Origin of the sequence: Enterobacter sp. R-25 (genome assembly GCF_049913205.1) — a bacterium.
Classification (GTDB): Bacteria; Pseudomonadota; Gammaproteobacteria; order Enterobacterales; family Enterobacteriaceae; genus Enterobacter; species Enterobacter ludwigii.
On sequence record NZ_CP183982.1, the window covers coordinates 3,499,740 to 3,525,587 of the forward strand.

Sequence of the window (25,848 nt, forward strand, 5' to 3'; positions counted from 1 at the left end):
TTACGGTACAACAATCAGCGGGCCACTGGCCGCACCTGTTGCCCGCCACTGCGGCACATACATGGACTCCACCAACGGGACCGGCACCTCATAGGTTCCCGGCGTCACGGCGCGCGCCAGATAAACCAGCGTGACCGGCTGCCCTTCGTTAACCGGCACCGCCGCCACAAAGCGATCGTCGCGGAATTCCATATGCTGAATATCCGCCTGCTGCATCTGACTGAGCAGGTTCTGCACTTCGCTGCCGCTGTCCTGCAGGCTGGCGCTGCTGCTCGCCAGGTTCTGGTTTTCCAGTTCCAGTCCCGCCGGGAGGAGATCGACAACCAGCGCATCCGGCACGTTCTGGCTGGCCTTCACTTCAAGCCATACCAGCACCAGCTCGCCGCTCTTCAGTGACGTGAGCGACTTTGTACTGCCGTCGGTTGCCAGAATATGGCGCTCAATCTGCAGCACGTTAGACGATGGCTGAGGTGCAGATGCCGGATAACCGGTGCTATCAAGTCGTACCCACAGCGGTGTGCTACCGGTATTGGTCACCTGCAGCGCGCCAAGCTGGTCGCCGTTCACGTTCTGTACCTGGGCTTTATCACCGCCTGATGCGGTATTCGCCAGAGACGTTTGCGCCTGCCATGCGCCGGACAAAGTTTGCAGCGAGCGTCCGGCCAGGAACAGGGCGTTACTCTCCTGGGTCGAGAGCCAGCGCTGGCTGAAAGCTTGTTCCGACAAGGCGTTCAGCAGCGTATTTTGCGCATCCGGCAGAAGCTTGTACTCCTCAAGCAGAGAGAGCATCAGCGCATTATCACGAAGCGCACTGCCATAATCGGCCATCCAGTTTTTGCTGTCGTTACGCGGCGTTTTGATGGCCAGACCCAGCGCCTGCTGGCTGCGCGGTGCGTCACCCATCAATTTAAGCGCCATCCCCAGCTGCATCAGCGGCAGCCCGGAAGCGGCCTGTCCGTGACGTTCCCAGATTTCACGCAACGCACCAAGCGGAGCTTTTTGCTGGCGAGCCAGCACCAGCGCGGCATAGGCCTGCACCGCAAATTTACTGGCCTGGGTATCATCGCTGTAGCGGATGGACATCATGCCCGGGTCCTGCAGGTAACGCAGCAAGCGGCTGTTGGCGTTGTTAACCGCCTCAGCAGGCACGCTGTAGCCCTGCTCGCCTGCGCGAACCAGGAAGTCAGTGACATAGGCGGTGAGCCAGTACTCCTCCGGACCGTTTTTATCCCAAAGCGCGAAACCTCCGTCATCACGCTGCATCTGCAGCAGACGGGAGATCCCGATATCAATGGCCGCACGGCGCTTGTCATCCGTATCCCCTTTGATGCCAAGCGCGGTCAACTGCGCCGCGTTGGTGTAGAGCGACGGGAACAGACCACTGGTGGTTTGCTCCAGACAGCCATACGGGTATGCCTGCAGCTCACGAATATAGCGCGCCAGATTCAGAGGCGGTTTCCCGCTCAGCAGCAATTGTCCCTGTAGCGTGGCAGGAGAGAAGCCATTAAGGTGCTGCGCCGGTGCACTCCACGACTCACCAGGATTCAGCATGGCACCGGTGTTAACGGTCTGCGCCGGGAATGCCGGACGAACGCCGATTTTCCAGCTCTTCTGTTGTGCAGCGAAAGTCTCGCCCGGCAGCTGCAGGCCGGTCACCTGAGCGGTCACTTCACCGTCACCGTAACCATCCAGTGCACGTACCGGGATAAACAGGGTGCTGCGCGCGCCCGGCGGTAACTTCACGGGCTGCGGCTGTGCGCCCTCAAGCGACAGCTTGCCGGTAGCGGTAAAGGCAACGTTCAGCGTTTGCGGCTGGTCCGTCAGGTTGGTCACATCCAGCGTCAGGCGTGAGGTATCGCCACTTGCCAGGAAGCGCGGCGTGTTCAGTTCGGTAATGATTGGGGCGGCGACAATCACTTTACCTTCGCTGCTGCCGAAATCATCTTCCGTCCAGGCCTGCGCCATCAGACGCAGCTCGCCGTTGAAGTCTCCAATGGGCAGCGTCACGGTCCCTTCACCGTTAGCATCGAGCTCGACCGGCTGCGCCTGCTGGGCAATGATAGTCACGTGGTTCACCGGTGGTTTACCGCCGCGCTTAAGCTCATCGCCGTCACCACCAAAGCGCAGCGCAGCCATGCGGCCCTGCCCTTCAATGACCTGACCGTAAATATCGTAGATATCCGCGCCGTAGCGCTTCTGACCGAAGAACGCTTCCCACGGATCCGGGGTAACGTAATCGGTGATGTTCAACACGCCGCTGTCCACTGCCGAGATCAGCACATTCACTTTTTGCGGAACGGCGCCTTCTTTGACGCTGGCCTTCACCTTCACGGACAGCGTCTGGTTTGGCCGCATTTTCTGCGGATTTTCCAGCGCGACATTCAGGCGGCGATTCTCATCGCCCATCGGCAGATGCAGTAACCCGACGGCACGTTTCGGCGTCGCTGATTTGGATTTATCGCCAGGGCGTACCACCAGCGTGCTGAGATAGAGATCGTGACGTTTCCAGGCCTTATCCACCGGGATTGAGAGATCGAGTCCGTTGGCCGGTACGTCGATCTCTTTCCACCACAGCGGCCCTTCGCTGGACTCGATCATCGCATAGCCTTTACCCGCCGCCGGAGCAGCGATATGCAGCTGGATGGTATCTCCCGGCTGATAGGAAGGCTTGTCCAGTTTCATGGTCACACGGTCAGGGCGAGCGGCACCGGTGCCGTCGCTATTATCCTGCCAGCTGTAGCCGGCCCAGAAGCGCACGCTGCTGACCATGTCGTCCGGCGCTTTGACCTCCAGACGGTACGAGCCCCACTCCACCGGGAAGGTCACTTTACCGGTTTCATCGGCCTTGAGGGTCAGCTCCTGCTCGCCCTCCACCAGGTCTTTCTGATCAAACTGTGACTGCCAGCCATCGCTCTCTGACCAGTTCCAGTAGTAGTCACGGCGCTCACGGATCAGGCGAACCTGTAACCCGGAAACCGCCTTTTTTGCCCCGCTGGCATCGGCATAGACGATATCAAAGCTGGCATTGCCGTTTTCATCCACGATCGGCTGGTTGACGGTAGTGTCAGTGCGATAGTCATAAACGGCCTTACTGGCAAACTGAGGACGGATACCCGGCAGCTCGGCCGCCGGCCAGATGGCCTGCTCAGCACGGCGCGTCACCGGGCGACCGCCCGATTCCAGAAGGCTGGCCTGCAGGATCAGTTGCAGCGGTGAATGCGCCTCTTTCCACTGGCTTTCGGTCGAGACCTGTCCGCGCCCCTGTTCATCAAGGGTTAGCTGAACTTCATCCAGGCTGCGGCTCAGGTTCTCTTCGGCGATATCACCGAACTGGAAGCCCGGCAGTGCAGCGACGGCTTCGCGCAGCGGTCGCAGGAAAAGCTGGCCTTGCAGGGAATTTCCGTTGGCAGGTGCGCCATACAGGTAATAACCCGCAATGTTAAAGTCGACGTTATCCTCGGTGGAAACCGGCGCTTTTTGTCCCGTCAGATTAAGCGCCATACGCTCCGGCATAAAATCTTCAACGTGGAAATCCCACAGGCGCTGTTGGTTATCGCCGGTATTGGCGCGGATATGCCACATACCGGTCTGCGCCCCGCCGTCCAGGGAATAATTGAAGCGATAGAGGCCGTTCTCAGGCTGGACGACAACCGTGCGTGCCACCTGTCCGTCCGGGCGCAGTACGTCGAGTTTAACCGGCTGGGCAGGAAGCGGTTTACCGTCGCTGTCACGCAGCAAACCATTGAGGATCACCGTTTCGCCAGGGCGATAGAGATCGCGCGGGCCAAACATAAAGAATTGCTTGCTGTAGCCTGGGCTACCTGCGATATCAAACTCCGCCAGATCGAGGGCCGGAAGCTTGAGGTCAAGCAGCGTGGTCTGTCCGTCTTTGCTGGCCAGAATCAGCGCGGCTTCTTTGTCAGTCTCAAGCTTTGCGTGGCCGTCAGCATCGCTGTTCGCTTCGGCAAGCGTCTGCCCTTTATCATTCAACAGGGTGACGGTAACGCCGGATTGCGCCGCGCCATCTTCCAGGCTCTGGGTGAAAATATCCAGACGGTTATGATAACGGTGAGCGGACAACCCAATATCACTTAAGGTAAAGAGGGTTGCGGCATTGCTGTAGTTATAGTGCCCGGCCTGATTCATGACCGCGATGTACACGCCTGACTGCTGGAGCGGCTTAATATCCCGCAGCGGCAACAGCAGTTTTTCACGGGTGTTGCGTGCCGGATTGAGGTCAAACCGGCCAGTATACACCAGGTCCGCCATTTTGAGCAGATTATCGGACTCCCAGTTGGTCAGGGAGTTACGGTACTCCCACTGGCTGACAAAGGAGGCCAGGGATTCAGGCTTAACGCGGTAGAAATTCACGTCAACATTGTTGACGTTGAGCGCCATTACCGGCAGACCTTCCACCACCTTGCCCGGCAGCAGCGAGCCACGGCTGGCAAAACCGACCGTCGGTTCAACATCCCGGGTAGTCAGGGCTTTTTCGTAATCGATACCAAATGTCGCTTTGTTCAGCGCCTGCAAATCACGTTCAACGGTGACAACCAGATTGCGGTTGGGCTCCAGATGGCGCAGGCGTAGCTCTTTCAGGTTAGGTGCGAGTTCCCACGCCCCGTCAACCTTGCCGCTTTTTTTATCCACCACATGCACTGTTTTGGCGAAATCCTGATCGGGATTGAGCGGAACAGAGAAGGTCAGCACCAGCGTGGCCGCGCCATCAAGCTGCACCTCTGAGGTATCCAGCAGGGTGAGCGCTTTGCCCTGACTCTGTGCCGCCAGCGTTGCCAGCTTTTCAGCGTCCGGCTTTTCCGGTGCTTTCGGTGTCGTTGCTGTGGATGCTGCGGGAGCCGCAGCCTGAGAGTTATCGTCGCTGTTATCACAGCCGACAAGCGAAAATGTGGTAAGCAGCGCGAGAGAAATCGCGGCTAAGCGAAACGGTGTCATCCTTTGTCCCTGGCCCATGGAGCCTGTTGGTCGTCTTCCGGATAAGTATTATCCGCAAGTTTTATTAATACAAAAAGTCTAATTTTAGAATCTGGAAAGCACCTCGCAGAGCGACGACGCCTTTACTCAGGCACTGCTATGCCGATCACAGTCGCAAACGTCACATGTTACCTTTTACGTCATTTGTTTTTAAAACAAGAAGATAGCTGGATTACCTCGCCTTTAGCCTGCTAGCTTTAAGCTCAAGACGCACCCCGAGTGCGCGGTTCACTAAGAGAGACAGTCATGAAACGAGCCGTGAACGCCCTACAAAATTTCGGAAAATCGTTGTACGGACCGGTACTTATCTTACCGATCGTCGGTCTGTTTATCGCATTCGGTAACGTCCTGGGGAACGGTAACCTCGCAGAGTATGTGCCGTTTCTCGGCCATCCGCTGATTCAGCATATTGGTCAGCTTATCGCGAAATCGGCCGTGTCAGTTCTAGTTAACCTGGCGCTGGTCTTTGCCGTCGGGATACCGATTGGCCTGGCCACGCGTGATAAAGGCTATGCGGCCCTGATCGGCCTGGTGACCTTCGTTGTTTTCATTAACGCGATGAACGTTACGCTGCAGCTCCAGGGCGAACTGGCTCCCGCTGACCAGATGAAAGCCGCCGGGCAAAGTATGGTGCTGGGCGTGCAGGTGCTGGAGATGGGCGTTTTCGCCGGGATCCTGACCGGGGCGCTGTCCGGATACCTGTACAACAAATACTCCGGCGTACAGTTTAACGGCGCGATGGCCATCTATTCCGGCCACTGTTTCGTCGCCATCGTCATGCTTCCTGTCTCAATGCTGCTCGGCGTCGTGATGAGCGAACTGTGGCCATTTGCCCAGCATGGCATCAGCGCACTGGCGCTGGCGATCAAAGGTTCCGGGCCTTTTGGGGTGGCCATTTACGGCTTCCTGGAACGCATTCTGGTGCCGACCGGCCTGCATCATCTGGTCTATACCCCCTTCCTGTATACCGAACTTGGGGGGACGCAAGAGGTATGCGGCACGGTTTATCAGGGCGCACGCAATATCTATTTCGCCGAAATGGCTTGTCCGGAAGTGAAGCAGTTGAGCAGCACGGTAGTGTGGGACGCGCGCGGCATCAGCAAAATGTTTGGCCTGCCCGCGGCGGCGCTGGCGATGTACATGACCGCCAGGCCGGAGCGCAAAGCGGCAGCCAAAGCCATCCTGATCCCGGCAGCGTTAACCTCTCTGCTGGTGGGCGTTACCGAGCCGATTGAGTTTTCGTTCCTGTTCGTCGCTCCGCTGCTGTTTGTGGTACATGCGGCGCTGACCGGCATCGGCATGATGCTTTTCTCCCTGTTCGGTGTTCATGCCATCGGCGCTAACGGAATTATCGATTTTATTCTTTATAACCTGCCGCTCGGCACGGAGAAGTCCAACTGGCCGATGTACATCGTGGTCGGGCTCATCATGTTCGCGCTCTATTTTGTGGTGTTCCGCTTCCTGATCCTGCGCTTCAACATGAAGACGCCGGGACGCGAGGATGACGATCAGGAGACGCGCCTGTACAGCAAACAGGAGTATCAGGCGAAGGGGAACAATGACGGGCTGGGTGAATCCATCGTGGTGGGGCTGGGAGGCCGGGAAAACATTGAGGTAGTGGATAACTGCTACACCCGCTTACGCGTCACGGTGAAGGATGTCTCCATCATCGACGAGCCGCGCCTGAAAGCGACCGGCGCGAAAGGGATTATCAAACAAGGTAACAACGTTCAGGTGGTCTACGGGCTGCATGTCAAAAAAATGCGAGAAGCCGTTGAGACGTTTCTCTGAGAGGAGCTAAAGATGTTTACACCCCCTTTTATTCTGTCGATTGCCGGTGGCGGCAGCACCTATACGCCAGGTATCGTGAAAAGCCTGATGGTACGCCTGCAGGACTTCCCGCTGGCCGAGATTCGCCTCTACGATATCGACGAAGCACGCCAGAACACCATTGCACCGGTGGTGGAGAAGGTCATTCGCGACCATAGCCAGAGCATTACCTTCACCGTGACCACAGACCCGGAAGTCGCGTTCAGCGGGGCGCACTTTGTCTTCGCCCAGATGCGTGTCGGCCAGTACAGAATGCGTGAGCAGGATGAGAAGATCCCGCTGCGCCACGGCGTGGTAGGCCAGGAAACCTGCGGTCCTGGCGGGCTGGCATACGGCCTGCGCACGATCCTGCCGATGGTCGAGCTGATCGATCTGGTGGATCGCTACGCGCATGAAAAAGCCTGGATCGTGAACTATTCCAACCCGGCAGCGATCGTTGCGGAAGGGGTGCGCCGCCTGCGACCGGACGCCCGCGTGCTTAATATCTGCGATATGCCAGTGGCGGCGATGCGTAACATGGGGGCCATTTTGGGTGTGGACCGCCACAAGCTGGAGGTGGACTACTTTGGTCTGAACCACTTCGGCTGGTTTACCCGCGTGCGGGTGGACGGCGAGGACAAGCTGCCGGAACTGCGTCGGCATATCGCGAGGTTCGGCCTGCTGACGGAAGATGCGGCCAAAACCGACCCGCAGCACTCGGATCCGTCGTGGGTGAAAACCTGGCGCAACATCAAGCCCATCATGGATAACTTCCCGGAATATCTGCCAAACCCCTATCTGCAGTACTACCTGATGCCAAACCAGATTGTGGAGCATCAGAACCCGGACTACACCCGCGCGAACGAAGTGATGAACGGGCGTGAGAAAAAGCTGTTTGCCGCCGCAGAAGAGTATAAGCGTACCGGGATTTTACCGGATGCCTTCCACGTGGGCGTCCACGGCGAGTTTATTGTCGATGTCGCCTGCTCGCTGGCATTTAACCTGCGTCAGCGCCATCTGGTAATGGTGGAAAACCGCGGGGCGATAACCAATCTGCCGTACGATGCGGTGGTGGAAGTCCCGGCCTACATCACCTCTGAAGGGCCAGAGCCGATCCGCGTGGGTCGGGTCCCGCTGTTCCATCAGACGCTGCTTCAGCAGCAGCTCGCCTCTGAACAGCTGCTGGTGGAAGCGACCATTGAAGGCAGCTACGAAAAAGCACTGCAGGCGTTCACCCTGAACCGTACCGTGCCTACCATGGAGCACGCAAAAGCGATTCTCGATGACATGATTGACGCCAACCGTGACTACTGGCCTGCGCTGCAAAAAGCCTGGCAGAACGGTGAAGCGGTGAAAAAATAGGGTCGTGCTCGCGAGTTGAATGTGGTTTGCTTGTCGGTGTCAGAAAAAACACCGACAATCCTTTTTTACGGAAAAGAATGGAGGCAACCCATGTCCACCTCATATTTTGTCGCCGCCGACTGGCTGATTGAGCACGGTGACGATCCGGAAGTACAGATTATTGACGCGCGTATGGCACCTGCCGGGCAGGAACACCTTCGCGATATGGTCGCAGAATACCGCGCAGGGCATTTGCCGGGCGCGGTATTTTTTGATATTGAAGCCCTGTCCGACCATAACTCCCCTCTCCCGCACATGCTGCCGCGCCCGGAAGCGTTCTCCGTGGCGATGCGCGAACTTGGCGTTAATCGTGACAAACACCTCGTGGTTTACGATGAAGGTAACCTCTTCTCCGCACCGCGCGCCTGGTGGATGCTGAAAAACTTTGGCGTGGAGAAAGTCTCAATTCTTGCGGGCGGTCTCGCGGGCTGGAAGCGTGATGAACTGCCATTGCAGCAGGGCGACGTGACGCTGCCGGAAGGCGAGTTCGACGCGACGTTTGATGCGCATCAGGTAAAACGTCTGACCGACGTGCTGGTGGTCAGCCATGAAAAAACGGCGCAAATTGTCGATGCCCGCCCTGCAGCGCGCTTTAACGCCCAGGCGGATGAACCGCGTCCGGGGCTGAAGCGCGGCCATATTCCCGGCGCGTTGAATGTGGCGTGGGGCGATCTGGTATTTGAAGGTGAATTAAAAACGACCGATGAGCTGCGCGCCATTTTTGATCGTCAGGGCGTGGATTTGCATCGTCCAGTTATTGCCAGCTGCGGGTCCGGCGTCACGGCCTGCGTGGTGATTCTGGCGCTCGCCACACTCGGTGTAAACGACGTGACGCTCTATGATGGCGCCTGGAGTGAATGGGGTGCACGAGACGATTTGCCCGTTGAACCGGCCAAATAATGGATAACCGTCTGGCCACGCTGTTAACGCGCGGGGCGTCACTGACCCGCGCGGAATATCGCGTGCTGGCCCACCTCACAGAGCATCCTCTGCTGGTGGGCAATATTACGGTGCGCGAACTGGCGCAGGCGACGTTCGTCTCAACCGCCACCATTATGCGTCTGTGTCAGAAATTAGGCTTCAGCGGTTTCAGCGAATTTATCTGGCACTGCAAACAGCTGTTAACCGAGACGCCGTATATCGCCGCGCAGGCACAACAGCGCCCCGAACTGCCGGCGCTTTTCAGTCAATTTATCGCGAACTATCAGCAAACCTTTCAGTGGGTAACGCAGGAGAAGCGCGCGCAATTTTCGACGTTGCTGCGCCAGAAAGAGAGCTTCTTTCTTTATGGCGCCGGCTTCTCTTATCTCTTCGCCGAGTACCTCACCAAGAAATTGCAGGTGCTGGGCAAAACGGCGTTTATTTCCGGGCCGGGCGATAGCCGGAACATTTTCCTCAGCAACGCTGCGCGGTATCAGGTGTTTATCGCCGTCTCACGCAGCGGTGAAACCGAACAGGTGCTGGATAAAGCGCGGATCGCTAAAAACGTGGGTATGACGGTCGTGGCTTTTACGCGCGCTTCGGCCAATACGCTGGCGGGAATGGCAGATTTGCACTTTGCTTTATATGACGAGGCGGTACATTACGCCGCAGAAGCCGCTGGCGTGACGTCGTTTGAGTCGAATCTGGTCCTGCTGATGGATTTACTGCTGCTGGAAGCGACGGGGTGAAAAATCACCCCGCGTAATCAGATAATGCGGGTGGTTTTGAGATCGCGCAGGAATCCGCCCCAGCGACGCTCGTAAAACGGCGTGATGTGCTCGGTAATAAAGTGGCTGATGCCCTTCTCATCCTTCTTCACCTGACAGATATCGATCGGCTCATCACCCGGCAGCGTATCGGTGGCAACACTGCCCGCAGCCTGAATAATCTCCTCGATATCGCCGTCTGCTTCAATGCCAATCAGCAGTACCGGCTGTTCATCCGTGCTCTCTTTAACAGAGCAGAGGAACGCGCGCCTCACGGGTTTGAGGGTTTTGAACAGCGTGGTCAGCGAATCAATCATCTGCGCAGGGGGGTCGGCTACTTCAGACAACAGCAGCGTTTCGCCCCCTTCCAGCACTTCCTGCGTACTGAGCGGGTTGCCCTCCTCGCCAATCAGATGGTTGATTTCACGCGGCGTGAACTCTTTCCCGGTTGGCAGTTTGGCGTTGAGGAACAAGGTCTGGCCCAGCGTCATTTCGAAGAGAGTGCGCACCGGCATCACCACGAACGCCTGCTCGTCTTCAACGGCCTGCTGCAGCGCTTCCAGCGAGGTGAAGAACGGGATCACCGACGTGCCGTCGTCTTTCTCCCAGTGGAGCAGGTCCAGCGCGCTGTCTTCAACAACCTGTTCGCCTTCCGCTGCGGTACCCGGAACCCAGACGGTGGACTCCAGCAACGTGCGGAAAAATGCCGGACGGTGGGCGGGCTCGGTCGCCGCCTGTTCCAGCAGAGTTTCTAATTCGTTTTTCGTTTCAGACATAGTTTGGCTACTTCAACATAATGTCGGCTGGCGCAAGGCTAACAGGCCTACAAAACCGTAGGCCCGGACAAGCACAGCGCCGCCGGACAAAGACAATTACTCGGCAGTCAACAGGTTCGCGATAGTACGCACGCCCAGTCCCGTTGCCCCTGCAGACCACTGCTCAACGGCCGCTTTACGGTAGGTTGCGGAGCAGTCGATGTGCAGCCAGCCCTCGTGATAGTTCTCAACGAAGTGAGACAGGAAGCCGGCCGCCGTGCTCGCACCCGCCGGATAGGCTGCGCTCGCGGTATTGTTCAGTTCGGCGAAGTTAGACGGCAGCTGGCTGCGGTGGAATTCGGCCAGCGGCAGACGCCAGAACGGTTCGTTCTCCGCGGCCGCGCTTGCCAGCAGACGGGCTGCCAGTTTGTCGTCAAAGCTGAACAGCGCATGGTAGTCGTTGCCCAGCGCGGTTTTCGCCGCACCGGTCAGGGTCGCCATGTCGATAATCAGCTCTGGCTTCAGCGCAGACGCGTCGATGAGACCATCGGCCAGCACCAGACGACCTTCCGCATCGGTGTTCATCACTTCCACGTTTTTACCGTTACGGTAGCGAATAATGTCGCCGAGCTTAAAGGCATTACCGCTCACCATGTTGTCCGCACAGCACAGGTAAAGCTTCACGCGCTTGTTCAGACCGCGCGTAATGGCAAACGCCAGCGCGCCGGTGATGGTTGCCGCGCCGCCCATATCGGACTTCATGGAGTCCATGAACGCGCTCTGCTTCAGGCTGTAACCGCCGGTATCGAACGTGATGCCTTTCCCGACCAGGCAGGCAAATACCGGTGCTGCTTTATCACCGGTTGGGTTGTAATCCAGCGCCAGCAATACCGGAGGACGCTCGGAACCGCGACCCACGGTGTGGATCCCCATATAGTTCTGCTCGCGCAGGTCTTCACCTTTGGTGATGCGGTAAGACATTTTGTCGCCAGCCACGCCGCACAGCAGGTCAACGGCGCGCTGCGCAAGTTGTTCAGGACCCAGCTCTTCTGCCGGGGCGTTAATGGTATCGCGCACCCAGTCGATAATGGTCAGACGGCTTTCCAGCTCTTTCTGACCCGCTTCGTCGAGCGTCGCCCACTCGATTTTACGGCTGCCTTTCGGTCCTTTGTAACCCGCCCAGAATGCCCAGCTGCGGTCGATATCCCAGCCTTCGCCGTCCAGGGTGACATGTTTAATGCCCAGACCATCAATTTTACGCGCCGCGCGCTGGATCAGACCCAAATCATCGTTGCCAGTCAGGTGCAGGGTAATACCGTCGTTGTTGATACTGTAGGTGGCTTTCTCGCCCCAGCGCGCGTCAGCAGGCTGATTCGAGATCGTAATCTTCATCGCTTCGGTCATTTTATTTATCCTTATTAGCAAACGGGCCGCCTGAAGGCAGCCCGTAAGGTGATTTATTCTGCTTCATCTAACCAGACTAACAGAATCGCCTCCAGAATTTTTTCATTGGATGCGTTTGGATCGTCGTCAAAATCGTCTAAATCGCAGATCCACTGATGCATATCGGTGAAGCGTACGGTTTTAGGATCGAGATCCGGGTTAGCGTCGTAGAGCGCTTCGCCGATTTCACGGCTGTCAGTCCACTTCAGTCCCATATCAGTGCTCGCGTGCGTGGTTGATGGTGTAGCGTGGGAATTCCACGACCAGATCTTCATCGGTCACCAGAGCCTGGCAGCTCAAACGGCTGTCTGGCTCCAGACCCCATGCTTTATCCAGCATGTCGTCTTCATCTTCGGTGCTCTCGGCCAGAGAGTCAAAACCTTCACGCACGATGCAGTGGCAGGTTGTGCAGGCACAGGATTTTTCACAGGCGTGTTCCACTTCGATACCGTTACGCAGGGCAACATCGAGAATGGTCTCACCGGTCTTCGCTTCCAGAACAGCACCATCCGGACAGAGGTCCGCATGAGGCAAAATAACAATCTTTGGCATATTAAACCTCGTCCACGGACTGGCCTTTCAGCGCGACGCGGACAGATTTGTCCATGCGGCGAGCAGCAAAGTCCTGGGTTTGTTTATCAACGTTTTTAATGGCTTCTTCTATTGCATCAGCATCATTGCCTTCGGCCACTGCGCTTAAGCGCGCGGCAGCCTCGTCAATCACCTGACGCTCAGCGGCGCTTAACAGCGCGGCGTCGGCAGCGAGCGCACCGTTCAGACTTTCCAGCACGCGTGCGGCTTCAACTTTCTGTTCTGCCAGCATACGCGCCTTCACATCCTGTTCGGCGTAGCTCATTGAATCCTGAATCATGGAGGCGATCTCACCATCGGTCAGGCCGTAGGACGGCTTCACCTGGATAGACGACTCAACGCCGGTGGATTTCTCCATCGCCGTGACGCTCAGCAGGCCGTCCGCATCCACCTGGAAGGTAACGCGAATATGTGCACCGCCCGCAGGCAGCGCAGGAATACCGCGCAGCGCAAAGCGCGCCAGTGAACGACAGTCCTGCACCAGCTCGCGCTCGCCCTGCATCACATGGATGGACATCGCGGTCTGGCCGTCTTTGAAGGTGGTGAATTCCTGTGCACGCGCCACCGGAATGGTGGTGTTACGCGGAATGACTTTCTCCACCAGTCCCCCCATGGTTTCTAACCCCAGAGAGAGCGGAATAACATCCAGCAGCAACATCTCGCTGTCCGGCTTGTTGCCGACCAGAATATCCGCCTGGATAGCCGCGCCCACGGCAACCACTTTATCCGGGTCGATGGACGTCAGCGGCGTGCGGCCAAAGAATTCGCCCACCCGTTCACGCACCAGCGGTACGCGCGTGGAGCCGCCAACCATGACCACTTCCAGCACCTCGTCAGCCTCAACGCCCGCATCTTTCAGTGCGCGACGGCAGGCCAGCAGAGTGCGTTTCACCAAAGGCGCGATCAGGTCGTTAAACTGTTCCCGGGTAATTTCCCCCTGCCAGCCCGCCACGTTGACGGTGACAGACTGCGCATCGCTCAGCGCGATTTTCGCGTCGATGGCCACGTCCAGCAGTTCACGCTGCACGCGTGCATCGCTGCGATCGGGAATACCCGCCTGCTCGCGAATGAAATCGGCCAGCAGATGGTCGAAGTCATCGCCACCCAGCGCAGAATCACCGCCGGTAGCCAGCACTTCAAACACCCCACGGCTTAAGCGCAGGATAGAGATATCAAAGGTCCCGCCCCCCAGATCGTAAACCGCGATCACCCCTTCCTGACCGGAGTCCAGGCCGTAGGCTATGGCGGCCGCCGTCGGTTCGTTCAGCAGGCGCAGAACGTGCAGTCCCGCCAGACGCGCCGCGTCTTTGGTGCCCTGACGCTGTGCATCATCAAAGTAGGCCGGAACGGTAATGACCACGCCATCGAGATCGCCGCCGAGCGTTGCCGTAGCACGCGCCGCCAGCGCTTTGAGGATATCAGCAGAAACGCGGATCGGGTTCAGCAGCCCCGCTGTCGTGGCAATCATTGGCAGGCCGTTTTCACTGGCCTGCAGCTGATACGGCAGATGCGGATAACGGGTCTGAATATCGGCGAGGGAGCGGCCCATCATGCGTTTTACGGAACTGATGGTGTTTGCCGGATCGCGCGCGGCGTTCGCGCGTGCGTCGTAGCCAACCGCGTGGCCCTGCTGTTGGTAGTGGACCACGGAAGGCAGCAGATGACGGCCCTGCTCGTCAGCCAGCGTTTCCGCCTGGCCGCTTCGCACGGTCGCCACGAGAGAATTGGTGGTGCCCAGATCAATACCTACCGCCAGACGACGCTGGTGCGGTGCGGCACTTAAGCCAGGCTCACTAATTTGTAATAAGGCCATAATTGCTTCCGAAATTAAAAATCGAGCAGCTTTTCTTCGAGTTGTTCAGCACTGCTTCGCAGTTTATCGAGAAAACGGAGTTTGCGCACAGTGTCTGCCGCCACATCCCAGGTCTCGTTGTTCAGTTGCTCCACCATCAGTTGATGGCGGGTATCGAACATGCCTTTTACGCGCTTGATGAAACTTTCCAGACGCGCTTCATCTTTGGCCTGTTCAATCTCATCCAGCTCTTCACGCAGTTCCAGCTGTTCCATCAAAAACGCCGTATCACGCACGGTGTGCTGTTCACTCGCCAGATCAAAGCCATGAAGCGAGAGCAGATACTCAGCGCGAGACAGTGGATGGCGCAGCGTCTGCCAGGCCTGATTGATGGTCGCAGATTGCGATACCGCAGCCAATTGCTCTGACTGAGTACCACTGGCGAATTTATCCGGATGATACTGACGCTGCAGATCCTGGAAGCGGATCGTCAGCGCCTGCAGATCAATCGGGTATTGAGCGGGTAGTCCGAAGAGAGTGAAGTAATCCATAACAATCTCAGGGGTAGCCTGTTAGAACAAACCCCACGCACAGGAGTCCTGCGGTGGGGTTTCGGATGACGCGCGGTTAAACGTGGAAGCTTTCGCCGCAACCACACTCGTCTTTGACGTTCGGGTTCGTGAATTTGAACCCTTCGTTCAGGCCTTCTTTTACAAAGTCCAGCTGAGTGCCATTGAGGAATTGCAGGCTTTTGCCATCGACCACCACCTTCACGCCCTTGTCTTCAAATACGGTGTCATCAGACGCCGGTTCGTCAACAAACTCCAGTACGTAAGCCATACCAGAACAGCCGGAGGTACGTACGCCCAGTCGCAGGCCAAAGCCTTTACCACGGTTCGCCAGAAAAGAGCTTACTCGCGCGGCAGCGCTGTCGCTAAGGGTAATCGACATACTCAAACCTCAATTATTTTGCTTCACGTTTGCTTTTGTAATCCGCAATGGCGGCTTTGATCGCGTCTTCTGCCAGGATAGAACAGTGAATTTTCACGGGTGGCAGTTCGAGTTCTTCAGCAATATCCGTGTTCTTGATTGCCTGTGCTTCGTCCAGAGACTTGCCCTTCACCCATTCGGTGACCAGGGAGCTGGAGGCGATAGCAGAACCGCAGCCGTAGGTCTTGAAGCGCGCGTCTTCAATGATACCTTCATTGTTGACTTTAATCTGCAGCTTCATCACGTCGCCACACGCTGGCGCACCGACCATACCGCTACCTACGCTTTCGTCGCTGTTGTCAAAAGAGCCAACGTTGCGCGGGTTCTCGTAATGATCAATAACTTTTTCACTGTATGCCATGTTGAATTCTCCTTATGTACCGATTAGTGATGTGACCATTCAATGCTGTTCAGATCCACGCCCTGCTTGAACATTTCCCACAGTGGAGAAAGGTCACGCAGACGACCGATGGAGTTGCGAACCAGCTTGATGGTGTAGTCAATCTCTTCTTCGGTAGTGAAACGACCTAAAGAGAAACGGATAGAGCTGTGTGCCAGCTCGTCAGTCATGCCCAGTGCGCGCAGCACATAGGATGGCTCCAGGCTTGCAGACGTACAGGCAGAACCGGAAGAAACCGCCAGGTCTTTCAGCGCCATAATCAGCGATTCACCTTCAACATAGTTGAAGCTGACGTTGAGAATGTTTGGTGCGCCCTGTTCGAGATCGCCGTTCAGATACACTTCTTCCATATCTTTCACGCCATCCCACAGACGGTTACGCAGCGTGCGCAGGCGCGCCATCTCGGTTTCCATCTCTTCTTTCGCAATACGGTAAGCTTCGCCCATACCCACGATCTGGTGAACAGGCAGCGTACCGGAACGCATACCGCGCTCGTGACCGCCACCGTGCATCTGTGCTTCGATGCGGATACGCGGTTTACGACGAACGTACAGTGCACCAATACCTTTCGGGCCATAGATTTTGTGGCCGGAGAAGGACATCAGGTCCACTTTCAGCTGGCTCAGATCGATAGGCAGTTTGCCCACGCTCTGGGTGGCGTCTACGTGGTAGATGATGCCGCGCGCACGGCACATTTCGCCGATGGTCGCGATATCTTGCACAACGCCGATTTCGTTGTTTACGTGCATGATGGAGACCAGGATGGTGTCATCACGCATGGCCGCTTCGAGCTCTTTCAGGTCGATGATACCGTTGCTCTGTGGTGCCAGGTAAGTCACGTCGAAACCTTCACGCTCGAGCTGACGGCAGGTGTCCAGCACGGCTTTGTGTTCGGTTTTGCTGGTGATGATGTGCTTGCCTTTTTTCTGATAAAAGTTGGCCGCACCTTTGATCGCCAGGTTATCGGATTCGGTCGCACCGGAGGTGAATACAATCTCACGCGGGTCGGCACCCACCAGGTCAGCAATCTGATTACGGGCGATATCTACCGCCTCTTCAGCATGCCAGCCAAAACGGTGTGAACGGGAAGCTGGGTTACCAAAGTTTCCGTCCAGGGTCAGACACTGCATCATTTTCTCGGCAACACGCGGGTCCACCGGCGTGGTTGCGGAGTAGTCGAGATAAATCGGTAATTTCATTGCTCTATAAACTCCGTACATCGCTTCAATGCAAGGAATCAGGCAACCGGCTGGATGTACGACCGAGTACACGGAGCGAGCGAACGCTCCGGCCTGATTCTGAAATACTTATCTTTTTATTACGCGCGTAATTTGACGTCGATCGCGTCCTGCCCGCGGGTGCTGCGTTGGGAGTCCTGGCTGTGCTGACGGCCTGAGACATCCAGAACTTCCTGGTTATTTACCAGTTCACCTAAGGTGATGTTGTTCAGGAAGCCGGTCAGACGATCGCTCAGGTCGCGCCACAGCGCGTGGGTCAGGCACTTATCGCCGCCCTGGCAGCCGCCTTTACCCTGGCAACGGGTCGCATCAACGGATTCGTCAACGGCACTGATCACTTCGCCAACTGCAATACTGCCCGCGTCTTTACCCAGCAGATAACCGCCGCCTGGGCCACGAACGCTGGAAACCAGTCCATTTTTACGCAGTCTGGAGAACAGCTGCTCCAGATAGGAGAGGGAGATCCCTTGTCGTTCAGAAATATCAGCCAACGGAACCGGGCCCGCTTCGGAGTTGAGCGCAACGTCCAGCATCGCGGTCACGGCATAACGCCCTTTAGATGTCAGTCTCATGTCTTACTTAACCTCAAACTCGCCCCTGCCCGGGGTTTTTTATAGTAAAATGGGGGTATTGCATAGCAGGGCCAAGTCTGACATTCCTGACTAAAATGGTCAACTATTTACTTGACTGTTTTAGTCAGGTATTTAACCTTCCGTGCCGTATCACCAGGATGGGCACTACTCTTTATTCTTTTGCTCAATCGAAGCCAGAATCCCGCGCAGAATGTTCAGTTCCTGGCTTTCCGGACGTGCACGGGTAAACAGGCGGCGCAGCTTGTTCATTACCTGCCCCGGGTGACCTTCACGGATGAAACCGGTAGAGAGCAGGGTCTGCTCCAGGTGACCATAGAAGCGCTCCAGATCGTCCACCAGCGGGTAGACGGCCTCTTCCTGCGGCTCTGCCGTTGCTTTTTCCTGCGTCGCCAGCCACGCCATACGCACTTCATAGGCAATGACCTGAACGGCCATTGCCAGGTTCAGGGAGCTGTATTCCGGGTTAGCGGCAATGGCCACGTGGTAATGGCACTTCTGCAGTTCATCGTTGGTCAGGCCCACGCGTTCACGGCCAAACACCAGCGCTACAGGAGCCTGTTCGGCTTCAGAGACGCTTTTCAGACCGCATTCACGCGGATCCAGCATCGGCCACGGCAGTGTACGGGAGCGGGCGCTGGTCCCGACCACCAGACTGCACCCTGCCAGGGCTTCGTCCAGGGTATCCACGATCTGCGCGTTACCAATGACATCGCTGGCACCCGCAGCCAGAGCGATAGCCTGTGAGTCGGGTTTCACCAGTGGGTTAACCAGCCACAGGTTCGTTAAGCCCATGGTTTTCATAGCGCGGGCTACGGAGCCCATATTGCCAGTGTGCGATGTTTCGACCAGCACGATTCGAATGTTTTGCAGCATAGTTTTAATGTCTGGATTCTGTGTCTGAAGAATATTCGTCCATATTATCATAAACGAGAGACATATTCCGATCTCGCTGCTATACTCTGCGCCGATTTTCCCGTTCTTTAACATCCAGTGAGAGAGACCGATGCATCCGATGCTGACCATCGCCGTGCGCGCAGCGCGCAAGGCGGGTAATGTAATTGCCAAACACTACGAAACGCCAGATTCTGTTGAAACCAGCCAGAAAGGCAGCAATGATTTCGTAACCAACGTCGATAAAGCCGCTGAAGCGATTATTATCGATACCATCCGCAAATCTTACCCGCAGCACACCATCATCACCGAAGAAAGCGGTGAACTTGAAGGTACCGATCAGGATGTTCAATGGGTTATCGATCCACTGGATGGCACCACCAACTTCGTCAAACGTCTGCCACACTTCTCCGTGTCTATCGCTGTACGCATTAAAGGCCGTACTGAAGTCGCCGTGGTTTACGATCCAATGCGTAACGAACTGTTCACCGCGACCCGCGGTCAGGGCGCGCAGCTGAACGGCTACCGTCTGCGCTGCAGCAATGCACGCGACCTCGACGGTACCATTCTGGCGACCGGCTTCCCGTTCAAGGCGAAGCAGCACGCAACCACTTACATGAATATTCTGGGCAAACTGTTCACCGAATGCGCGGACTTCCGTCGCACCGGTTCTGCCGCGCTGGACCTGGCCTATGTGGCTACCGGTCGCGTTGACGGTTACTTTGAGCTGTCACTGAAGCCGTGGGATTTTGCAGCGGGCGAGCTGATCGCGCGTGAATCAGGCGCCATTGTTTGCGATTTCACCGGCGGCCACAACCATCTGACGACCGGCAACATCGTTGCAGGTAACCCACGTGTTGTTAAAGCCATGCTGGCAAACATGCGTGATGAGCTGAGCGACGCGCTGAAGCGTTAATCCAGCCTGCGGTGCCCTCTCCCGCCGGGAAAGGGCACCATGCTGTACCTGACTAAAACGGCCTTAATCCCCTTCCCACCGGCACCGCGCTCATCCACATCGTTACCGCAGCCACCAGCAGAATCATCCCGCCCGCCAGCGCGAGCGTTGTCCATCCGACCTGCCGCCACAGCACCGGCGTTTTATTGCCGCTGAGTTTGACCGCCAGTTGACGGAAACTGTGCACCAGCAGTGCCAGTGACGAAATCGTGAGTGACGTCCCGGCCGCCATGGCCAATGCCGAGAGCATTCCCCAGCCAAATACACCCATCACCTTACTGAACAGCAGCACCATGATTGCCCCTGAACACGGACGCATGCCCATTGAGAGCACAACCATCAGCCGCGCTCGCCAGTCATCACCGTTCTGCAGCTGCGCCTGCGTCGGCAGATGCTGATGCCCACAGCCGCAGTTCGCAGTGTGTTCATGGTGCGGCGTAAAAGCCCTGAACTGGGGTTTGTGCAGTAAAGCCCGCAGTTTTTTCAGTGCCCGCCAGCACAGGAGCAAGCCCAGCACACCGACCAGCGCGTAACTGCCCTTCTCCAGCCAGAAACTGCTGATATGCAGCTGACGAGCAGGAAGGCGTAATAACGACAGGACGACCACCACCAGCGCAATCGCCACGCCGCCCTGAAGCAGCGAAGATGCGAGGGTCAACCCAATGCTTGATTTGAGCCTGGACGGATGGGTCGCAAGCCAGGTCGCGATCACGATTTTGCCGTGTCCCGGCCCCAGCGCATGCAGGACACCGTAGAGAAAACTGAAGGCCAGAAGAGAACCGCCTGCCTTCGTCGGGTTTTCCGCCACCGCCTTCAGTAAGCCACTCATCTGCTGGTTGACCTCGCGCTGCCAGACAATGCTTTTCATCATCATCTGCGGCCAGGCGTGCCATAGCCACAACGCGCCGCACACGGCCAGCAGCAAAAAGAGCGCCAGCGGCCAGAGATGAAGCCAGCGGCGTGATTTTCGTGCCGGAGACGCGATCACTGACATTGCAACGTCACCTGCTGTGCGAACTGTTTACCCAGCTCCATGTCTTCGGGTGGTGCATCTTCTTTATCGAGAGAGACCGCAAAATTGAGCGTCTCTTCGCTCGGTTTTGGCGTGTGCATTGCCATCTTGCAGGTTTTTTGCAGGGCTGCCGGTAGCGTCACATCACTCCCCTCTGCGTAATGCATATCGACATAGTAAGTGGGATCAAAGGTGGAAAACGTATAGGTCTGCCCAGCCAGCGGTTGCGGATGCGCCAGCGGCAGGACAAACGTCAGTACCGCCTGATGTCCGTCGCGGGTCATGCCATATTCCGTCGGCCGATTCATAAATTTCACTTTTTGTCCGTTATGCCAGAACTCGGTGAAATAGTGCTGACCAAGCACGTTGGCCATCACTTCCGCCGCCAGCTTTTTCCAGATTTCATCCCCGGGTTTTGCATTCCCGGCATCGTACAGCAGGTCAGCCGAGGTGATTTCATCCATCGTCCAGCGCATTTTCAGGCCACTGAGCTGCGTTCCGTCCGTTACCAGCTCGGTTTTCAGGCTGATAAAACTGTGAGGATGCGCGACGACAGCAAAGGGGATCACCGTCAAAAATAACGCCATTGCGCTTTGTTTAACTGTTTGCATCAATTCCTCACGTCATAAATTCTGTGATGTTCGTCAGCAATCCTGAGTGAAAGGCCTGCCGGCGCGCTTTTCAGCGCCCATCCTTTAGCTATTCTTATCAAACATTCCCACTGGATACCCGACAGATGATGACGACGCTTGAAATTCCATCTGTGCTTTCCAGTTCGCAGCGCCGCTGCCAGGTGCTTTTAATGCTTTACCTGCCCGATGCTGCCGTTACCGCACAGAGCATTATCGCTGCCAATGGCGTGGACGACGCTATGGCACGGCAAGATATAGCCGAGACGCGCGATGAAATCCAGCGCTATCACCGGCTCGACATCGTCACGTACCATGACGGCAGCTACCGGATTGAAGGCTCAGCCCTGAATCAACGTTTATGCCTGCTGCACTGGCTGCGCAGGGCTATGCGGCTGTGTCCGCAATTCGTTTCGCATCAGTTTACCCCCGCGCTGAAAACCGCGCTTAAACAGCAGGGCATTGCCCGTCCTCTCTATGACGATACCAACCTGCGGGCGTTGATCAGCTTCTGCTCGCGCAAGCTTCAGCGGCCGTTTGATTGCCGGGACGTACAGTTTTTGCAGCTCTATCTGCAGTATTGCCTGATGCAGCATCATCTGGGGAATACCCCGCAGTTTTCATCGGTGCAGCGTAACTGGACGCAATCAAGAGGGGAATATTTCACCGCTCAGGAGATTGTTCGTCACTGGAAACGCCGTGTGCCACAAGGGACCCACAGCGATGAACAACTGTTTCTTGCACTGCTGTTTATGATGCTGCGCACCCCTGACCCTGTGCTTGATAAGCATCAGCAGGATCAGCGCCTGCGTCGGGCGATTGTGCGCATGGTCGCCCGTTTTCGGGCGCAAACCGGGATGAACTTCAGCGATGAACAGGGGCTGACCGATCAGCTTTATATTCATCTGGCCCAGGCGCTGGACCGTTCGCTGTTTGAGATAGGCATCGACAATAGCCTGCCGGAAGAGATCCATCGTCTCTACCCCCGCCTGTTACGCACCACCAAAGAGGCGTTGTTTGAGCTGGAAGCGGAATTCGGGCTGCGTTTTTCTGATGAAGAGATGAGCCTGGTGGCGGTCATTTTCGGCGCCTGGCTGATGCAGGAGACCGATCTGCATGAGAAGCAGGTGGTGTTATTGACGGGAGAGGATAAATCCTGTGAGGACGTGATAGAGCAGCAACTGCGCGAATTGACGTTGCTGCCGCTCAACATTCGATATCAGACGCTGCAGGCCTATCAGAAAGAGGGGGCACCGCGCGAAGCGGCGCTGGTCATCACCCCTTATCCGACCGCCCTGCCCCTGTTCTCACCACCGCTGATCCACGCCGTTGAGACGCTGAACACGCAGCAGCAAGAACATATTCGCGCCATGCTGGAATCGTAGCTATGCGCGCGCGGCGACTTTAGGACGAACGAACATCGCCGGTAGGGCGACAAGCGCCATGACCCAGAAGACCCCGTGTCCCAGATGCTGGTAAAGGAAGCCCGCAAAGACCGTCATCACCGCAATGCTGCCGCCCATCGCCACCGCCGAATAAACCGACTGCAACCGAATGACATCCCCGCCTTCACGCGCGGCGATATAGCGCATGGCCGCCAGGTGACATACCGTGAAGGTGCCGCAGTGCAGAATTTGCGCCACGATCAGCCACGGCAGTTCCGTCGTCCAGCCCATAATGCCCCACCGTACGACACCACAGACTGCAGAAAGCAGGAGCAGATCGCGCGCGCCGAAGCGCCGGAACAGCTTTTTGCTCAGCGCGAAGATAATCACTTCAGCGACCACACCAAGCGACCACAGGTAACCCACTGCAGATGCGGAGTACCCTGCCCCCTGCCAGTAGATGGCGCTGAAACCATAGTACGCCGCGTGCGCGCCCTGCAGCAGACAGACGCAGGCCAGGAAACGCCAGCTTTGTGCCACCAGGCTTCGCCAGGCCGGCCAGCCGGCACTTTCCTGATGACGGCTCTCACCTTGCGGCATTACCGATGGACGCAACAGCATCCCCAGCAGCATGGAGGCAATGCCGATACTCAGCAGCGCAAGGATCGCACGGTAATCGTAAAGACTAACCAGTTTACCCACCAGTGCAGAGCCGATGACAAAGGCAATTGAGCCCCACAGCCGCACGCGGCCATAATCCATCGTTATCTGTTTTTGCCAGGTGTTTGCCAGGGCATCCGTCAGCGGAACCAGCGGCGAGAAAAAGAGGTTAAAACCGACCATCACCACCATCAGCCATGCAAACTGGTGGCTCACCCAGAAACAGGCGACAAAGACCAGCGTCAACAGCGCCAGAATGCGTACCGCCTTAATCAGCAAGGAGGGATCGCTGACGCGCGGTGCGATCAGCAGGCTTCCCAGGAAACGTGCCACCAGACCAGCGCCAAGCAGGATACCTATGGTCTCGGGCGTCAGGCCGATCCCCTTGAGCCAGACGCTCCAGAAAGGCAGAAAAATACCGTAGCTAAAGAAATAGGTGAAATAACTGAGCGCCAGCCAGCGCGTGGAATGCAAGACCATGAATCCCTCCCGAAATGGAGGCCATAGTCTGGCGAGAATACAAAAATTAAGCAAGTCGATAGCCTGCTATAAATTAACGAAAATTTAACATATTGTGCAGTCATCTGACTTATGGCAGGGAATGAAAATGTGTATTACGTTTAAATTACTCCACTTGCAGAGGTATTTCTGCCATGAACTCACTTCGCTATTTAGATTTCGGCCAGGCACGTCACCTGTTGCTGTTAATAGGTCGTATCGCGCTTGTCGTACTGTTTATTATCTTCGGCTATCCAAAACTGACGGGGTTTAGCGGGACCGTACAATATATGACGTCGCTGGGTACACCCATGCCCATGCTGGCGGCCATTATTGCGGTGGTAATGGAGGTGCCTGCCGCCATCCTGATCGTGCTGGGCTTTTTCACCCGCCCTGTTGCCGTACTCTTTGTATTTTACACGCTGGGTACCGCGATTATCGGCCACCACTACTGGGATATGACCGGTGATGCCGTCATGCCGAATATGATTAACTTCTACAAGAATATCAGTATTGCCGGAGCGTTTATTTTACTGGCGATAGTGGGACCGGGAGCCCTCTCCCTTGACCGGCGTTAACCCATAAAAAAAGGCCGCAATCGCGGCCTTTTTTATTTCTGCAAACAGAAAGATTATGCGTATACCGGGAAGCGTGCGCAGATTTCCAGAACTTTACCTTTAACGCGCTCGATAACCGCTTCGTCATTGATATTGTCCAGAACGTCACACATCCAGCCTGCCAGCTCTTTCACTTCCGCTTCTTTAAAGCCGCGGCGAGTAACAGCCGGAGAACCGATACGGATACCGGAGGTCACGAACGGGCTCTTCGGATCGTTTGGCACGCTGTTTTTGTTCACGGTGATGTTGGCGCGGCCAAGGGCAGCGTCAGCTTCTTTACCGGTCAGGTTTTTATCAACCAGGTCCAGCAGGAACAGGTGGTTCTCAGTACCACCGGAAACCACTTTGTAACCGCGGTTCAGGAAGACTTCCACCATCGCTTTGGCGTTTTTAGCAACCTGCTGCTGGTAAACTTTAAACTCTGGCTCCATCGCTTCTTTCAGCGCCACCGCTTTCGCCGCGATAACGTGCATCAGTGGGCCGCCCTGCGCGCTTGGGAATACGGCAGAGTTCAGCTTTTTGTACAGCTCTTCGTCGCCACCTTTTGCCAGGATCAAGCCACCGCGTGGGCCCGCCAGGGTTTTGTGCGTGGTGGTGGTCACAACGTGAGCATGCGGAACCGGGTTCGGATAAACGCCTGCAGCAATCAGGCCGGCAACGTGCGCCATGTCAACGAACAGGTAAGCACCGATGCTGTCTGCAATTTCACGCATTTTTGCCCAGTCAACAATACCGGAGTAAGCAGAGAAACCGCCGATAATCATCTTCGGTTTGTGGGTCTGCGCCTGCTTCGCCATGTCTTCGTAGTCAATTTTACCGGACTCATCAATGCCGTAAGGAATGATGTTGTACAGTTTGCCAGAGAAGTTAACCGGAGAGCCGTGAGTCAGGTGGCCGCCTTGCGCCAGGTTCATACCCAGAACGGTATCGCCCGGTTGCAGCAGCGCGGTGTAGACCGCGAAGTTAGCCTGAGAGCCAGAGTGCGGCTGTACGTTAGCGTAGTCGGCGCCAAACAGTTCTTTAGCGCGATCGATGGCCAGTTGCTCAACGATATCAACGTACTCGCAACCGCCGTAGTAGCGTTTGCCCGGGTAACCTTCAGCGTATTTGTTGGTCAGCTGAGAACCCTGCGCCTGCATTACGCGCGGGCTGGTGTAGTTTTCGGAGGCGATCAGTTCGATGTGCTCTTCCTGACGTACTTTTTCCTGCTCCATAGCCTGCCACAGTTCGGCATCATAATCGGCAATGTTCATTTCACGCTTTAACATCCGCATCTCCTGACTCAGCTAACAATAAAATTTTGGCCTGAAAAGGCAGTCCTGTTGGACGACGGGCAACAGTATAACTGATTAGTTCTGTGATAACAGGTCTTGACAAACGATTTTACGCAAACGTTTTCCTACCCGCCACGCAAGGGTTTGAGGAATAAAGCCCTCATCATTTTCAACGGATTTCTTTTCAGGTTTGTGATGCATATTTTTCACGTTGCAAAGAACCATTTACAACGCA

At 56.4% G+C, this 25,848-nt stretch carries 23 protein-coding genes; 7 read left to right on the top strand and 16 right to left on the bottom strand.

Translation table 11 applies throughout. The features are described 5' to 3' along the window. The gene (locus tag ACN9MQ_RS16620; RefSeq protein ID WP_426021520.1) at window positions 1-4,953 is read right to left on the bottom strand and encodes an alpha-2-macroglobulin family protein; all 4,953 of its coding nucleotides are present in this window, start codon (window positions 4,951-4,953) and stop codon (window positions 1-3) included. A gap of 285 nt (window positions 4,954-5,238) precedes the next feature. Between ACN9MQ_RS16620 and ACN9MQ_RS16625 the strand changes: the two genes are divergently transcribed. The 4 genes from ACN9MQ_RS16625 (at window position 5,239) to ACN9MQ_RS16640 (ending at window position 9,872) form a co-directional block, all read left to right on the top strand. Next, window positions 5,239-6,783: a PTS transporter subunit EIIC gene (locus ACN9MQ_RS16625; protein ID WP_279258521.1), complete on the top strand. Its 1,545-nt coding sequence runs from the start codon at window positions 5,239-5,241 to the stop codon at window positions 6,781-6,783. Window positions 6,784-6,795: 12 nt separating this feature from the next. After that, a complete protein-coding gene (locus tag ACN9MQ_RS16630) occupies window positions 6,796-8,163 on the top strand; it encodes a 6-phospho-alpha-glucosidase (RefSeq protein WP_014171173.1) in 1,368 nt (455 codons plus the stop codon). A 90-nt stretch (window positions 8,164-8,253) separates the two neighbouring features. Next, window positions 8,254-9,102 carry a 3-mercaptopyruvate sulfurtransferase gene (sseA, locus tag ACN9MQ_RS16635; protein WP_426262657.1) on the top strand — a complete coding sequence of 283 codons (849 nt, stop codon included), beginning with the start codon at window positions 8,254-8,256 and terminating at the stop codon, window positions 9,100-9,102. Next, window positions 9,102-9,872, top strand: a complete 771-nt coding sequence (locus ACN9MQ_RS16640) for a MurR/RpiR family transcriptional regulator (RefSeq protein ID WP_014171175.1) — start codon at window positions 9,102-9,104, stop codon at window positions 9,870-9,872. The genes sseA and ACN9MQ_RS16640 overlap by 1 nt, the downstream gene beginning before the upstream one ends. Window positions 9,873-9,889: 17 nt before the next feature. On the opposite strand, the gene sseB is transcribed toward ACN9MQ_RS16640, so the two are convergent. The 11 genes from sseB to trmJ all read right to left on the bottom strand — a co-directional run bounded on the left by sseB (window position 9,890) and on the right by trmJ (window position 18,565). Continuing rightward, window positions 9,890-10,666 (bottom strand): enhanced serine sensitivity protein SseB, encoded by a 777-nt coding sequence (sseB, locus tag ACN9MQ_RS16645; protein ID WP_025203462.1) that lies wholly within the window; start codon window positions 10,664-10,666, stop codon window positions 9,890-9,892. A gap of 96 nt (window positions 10,667-10,762) precedes the next feature. Next, entirely contained in the window at window positions 10,763-12,049 is a 1,287-nt protein-coding gene (gene pepB / locus ACN9MQ_RS16650; protein WP_426021519.1) for an aminopeptidase PepB, read from the bottom strand. 53 nt (window positions 12,050-12,102) lie between these two features. Then, complete coding sequence (iscX, locus tag ACN9MQ_RS16655; RefSeq protein WP_014171178.1) at window positions 12,103-12,303, bottom strand: Fe-S cluster assembly protein IscX; 201 nt, start codon at window positions 12,301-12,303, stop codon at window positions 12,103-12,105. Window position 12,304: 1 nt separating this feature from the next. Next, window positions 12,305-12,640, bottom strand: coding sequence for an ISC system 2Fe-2S type ferredoxin (fdx, locus tag ACN9MQ_RS16660; protein ID WP_014171179.1), 336 nt, complete (start codon window positions 12,638-12,640; stop codon window positions 12,305-12,307). A gap of 1 nt (window position 12,641) precedes the next feature. After that, on the bottom strand, window positions 12,642-14,492 hold the full coding sequence (hscA, locus tag ACN9MQ_RS16665) for a Fe-S protein assembly chaperone HscA (protein ID WP_025203461.1): 1,851 nt from the start codon (window positions 14,490-14,492) through the stop codon (window positions 12,642-12,644). Between the two features lie 14 nt (window positions 14,493-14,506). Further along, complete coding sequence (gene hscB, locus ACN9MQ_RS16670) at window positions 14,507-15,022, bottom strand: co-chaperone HscB (protein WP_014171181.1); 516 nt, start codon at window positions 15,020-15,022, stop codon at window positions 14,507-14,509. 76 nt (window positions 15,023-15,098) lie between these two features. Then, the gene (gene iscA, locus ACN9MQ_RS16675; protein ID WP_003860659.1) at window positions 15,099-15,422 is read right to left on the bottom strand and encodes an iron-sulfur cluster assembly protein IscA; all 324 of its coding nucleotides are present in this window, start codon (window positions 15,420-15,422) and stop codon (window positions 15,099-15,101) included. 13 nt (window positions 15,423-15,435) lie between these two features. Then, entirely contained in the window at window positions 15,436-15,822 is a 387-nt protein-coding gene (gene iscU / locus ACN9MQ_RS16680) for a Fe-S cluster assembly scaffold IscU (protein ID WP_003860661.1), read from the bottom strand. Window positions 15,823-15,845: 23 nt separating this feature from the next. Continuing rightward, window positions 15,846-17,060 carry a cysteine desulfurase gene (iscS, locus tag ACN9MQ_RS16685; RefSeq protein ID WP_020883022.1) on the bottom strand — a complete coding sequence of 405 codons (1,215 nt, stop codon included), beginning with the start codon at window positions 17,058-17,060 and terminating at the stop codon, window positions 15,846-15,848. 119 nt (window positions 17,061-17,179) lie between these two features. Then, window positions 17,180-17,671, bottom strand: a complete 492-nt coding sequence (gene iscR, locus ACN9MQ_RS16690) for a Fe-S cluster assembly transcriptional regulator IscR (RefSeq protein WP_020883021.1) — start codon at window positions 17,669-17,671, stop codon at window positions 17,180-17,182. A 165-nt stretch (window positions 17,672-17,836) separates the two neighbouring features. After that, a complete protein-coding gene (trmJ, locus tag ACN9MQ_RS16695) occupies window positions 17,837-18,565 on the bottom strand; it encodes a tRNA (cytosine(32)/uridine(32)-2'-O)-methyltransferase TrmJ (protein WP_032669904.1) in 729 nt (242 codons plus the stop codon). A gap of 130 nt (window positions 18,566-18,695) precedes the next feature. On the opposite strand from trmJ, the gene suhB reads away from it, so the two are divergent. Continuing rightward, entirely contained in the window at window positions 18,696-19,499 is an 804-nt protein-coding gene (gene suhB, locus ACN9MQ_RS16700) for an inositol-1-monophosphatase (RefSeq protein ID WP_020883019.1), read from the top strand. 52 nt (window positions 19,500-19,551) lie between these two features. On the opposite strand, the gene ACN9MQ_RS16705 is transcribed toward suhB, so the two are convergent. Both ACN9MQ_RS16705 and ACN9MQ_RS16710 read right to left on the bottom strand, forming a co-directional pair. After that, the gene (locus ACN9MQ_RS16705; protein ID WP_426021518.1) at window positions 19,552-20,532 is read right to left on the bottom strand and encodes a nickel/cobalt transporter; all 981 of its coding nucleotides are present in this window, start codon (window positions 20,530-20,532) and stop codon (window positions 19,552-19,554) included. Further along, window positions 20,523-21,161, bottom strand: coding sequence for a DUF1007 family protein (locus tag ACN9MQ_RS16710; RefSeq protein ID WP_047955965.1), 639 nt, complete (start codon window positions 21,159-21,161; stop codon window positions 20,523-20,525). The genes ACN9MQ_RS16705 and ACN9MQ_RS16710 overlap by 10 nt, the downstream gene beginning before the upstream one ends. Window positions 21,162-21,286: 125 nt before the next feature. Here ACN9MQ_RS16710 and csiE point away from each other — a divergent pair, with 125 nt between their 5' ends. Then, window positions 21,287-22,564 (top strand): stationary phase inducible protein CsiE, encoded by a 1,278-nt coding sequence (gene csiE, locus ACN9MQ_RS16715; RefSeq protein ID WP_014171189.1) that lies wholly within the window; start codon window positions 21,287-21,289, stop codon window positions 22,562-22,564. Here the strand turns inward: csiE and ACN9MQ_RS16720 are convergent, their stop codons facing one another. Next, the gene (locus ACN9MQ_RS16720; protein WP_032678696.1) at window positions 22,565-23,704 is read right to left on the bottom strand and encodes a 3-phenylpropionate MFS transporter; all 1,140 of its coding nucleotides are present in this window, start codon (window positions 23,702-23,704) and stop codon (window positions 22,565-22,567) included. Window positions 23,705-23,877: 173 nt separating this feature from the next. On the opposite strand from ACN9MQ_RS16720, the gene ACN9MQ_RS16725 reads away from it, so the two are divergent. Further along, on the top strand, window positions 23,878-24,300 hold the full coding sequence (locus ACN9MQ_RS16725; RefSeq protein WP_014171191.1) for a DoxX family protein: 423 nt from the start codon (window positions 23,878-23,880) through the stop codon (window positions 24,298-24,300). A gap of 53 nt (window positions 24,301-24,353) precedes the next feature. Here the strand turns inward: ACN9MQ_RS16725 and glyA are convergent, their stop codons facing one another. Beyond that, window positions 24,354-25,607 carry a serine hydroxymethyltransferase gene (gene glyA, locus ACN9MQ_RS16730; RefSeq protein WP_020883014.1) on the bottom strand — a complete coding sequence of 418 codons (1,254 nt, stop codon included), beginning with the start codon at window positions 25,605-25,607 and terminating at the stop codon, window positions 24,354-24,356. Between the last annotated feature and the right edge of the window lie 241 nt (window positions 25,608-25,848).

Coding starts and splice junctions, on each gene's coding strand:
- ACN9MQ_RS16620 (WP_426021520.1), bottom strand. CDS start 4,953: ATGACACCGTTTCGCTTAGCCGCGATTTCTCTCGCGCTGCTTACCACA.
- ACN9MQ_RS16625 (WP_279258521.1), top strand. CDS start 5,239: ATGAAACGAGCCGTGAACGCCCTACAAAATTTCGGAAAATCGTTGTAC.
- ACN9MQ_RS16630 (WP_014171173.1), top strand. CDS start 6,796: ATGTTTACACCCCCTTTTATTCTGTCGATTGCCGGTGGCGGCAGCACC.
- sseA (WP_426262657.1), top strand. CDS start 8,254: ATGTCCACCTCATATTTTGTCGCCGCCGACTGGCTGATTGAGCACGGT.
- ACN9MQ_RS16640 (WP_014171175.1), top strand. CDS start 9,102: ATGGATAACCGTCTGGCCACGCTGTTAACGCGCGGGGCGTCACTGACC.
- sseB (WP_025203462.1), bottom strand. CDS start 10,666: ATGTCTGAAACGAAAAACGAATTAGAAACTCTGCTGGAACAGGCGGCG.
- pepB (WP_426021519.1), bottom strand. CDS start 12,049: ATGACCGAAGCGATGAAGATTACGATCTCGAATCAGCCTGCTGACGCG.
- iscX (WP_014171178.1), bottom strand. CDS start 12,303: ATGGGACTGAAGTGGACTGACAGCCGTGAAATCGGCGAAGCGCTCTAC.
- fdx (WP_014171179.1), bottom strand. CDS start 12,640: ATGCCAAAGATTGTTATTTTGCCTCATGCGGACCTCTGTCCGGATGGT.
- hscA (WP_025203461.1), bottom strand. CDS start 14,492: ATGGCCTTATTACAAATTAGTGAGCCTGGCTTAAGTGCCGCACCGCAC.
- hscB (WP_014171181.1), bottom strand. CDS start 15,022: ATGGATTACTTCACTCTCTTCGGACTACCCGCTCAATACCCGATTGAT.
- iscA (WP_003860659.1), bottom strand. CDS start 15,422: ATGTCGATTACCCTTAGCGACAGCGCTGCCGCGCGAGTAAGCTCTTTT.
- iscU (WP_003860661.1), bottom strand. CDS start 15,822: ATGGCATACAGTGAAAAAGTTATTGATCATTACGAGAACCCGCGCAAC.
- iscS (WP_020883022.1), bottom strand. CDS start 17,060: ATGAAATTACCGATTTATCTCGACTACTCCGCAACCACGCCGGTGGAC.
- iscR (WP_020883021.1), bottom strand. CDS start 17,671: ATGAGACTGACATCTAAAGGGCGTTATGCCGTGACCGCGATGCTGGAC.
- trmJ (WP_032669904.1), bottom strand. CDS start 18,565: ATGCTGCAAAACATTCGAATCGTGCTGGTCGAAACATCGCACACTGGC.
- suhB (WP_020883019.1), top strand. CDS start 18,696: ATGCATCCGATGCTGACCATCGCCGTGCGCGCAGCGCGCAAGGCGGGT.
- ACN9MQ_RS16705 (WP_426021518.1), bottom strand. CDS start 20,532: ATGTCAGTGATCGCGTCTCCGGCACGAAAATCACGCCGCTGGCTTCAT.
- ACN9MQ_RS16710 (WP_047955965.1), bottom strand. CDS start 21,161: ATGCAAACAGTTAAACAAAGCGCAATGGCGTTATTTTTGACGGTGATC.
- csiE (WP_014171189.1), top strand. CDS start 21,287: ATGATGACGACGCTTGAAATTCCATCTGTGCTTTCCAGTTCGCAGCGC.
- ACN9MQ_RS16720 (WP_032678696.1), bottom strand. CDS start 23,704: ATGGTCTTGCATTCCACGCGCTGGCTGGCGCTCAGTTATTTCACCTAT.
- ACN9MQ_RS16725 (WP_014171191.1), top strand. CDS start 23,878: ATGAACTCACTTCGCTATTTAGATTTCGGCCAGGCACGTCACCTGTTG.
- glyA (WP_020883014.1), bottom strand. CDS start 25,607: ATGTTAAAGCGTGAAATGAACATTGCCGATTATGATGCCGAACTGTGG.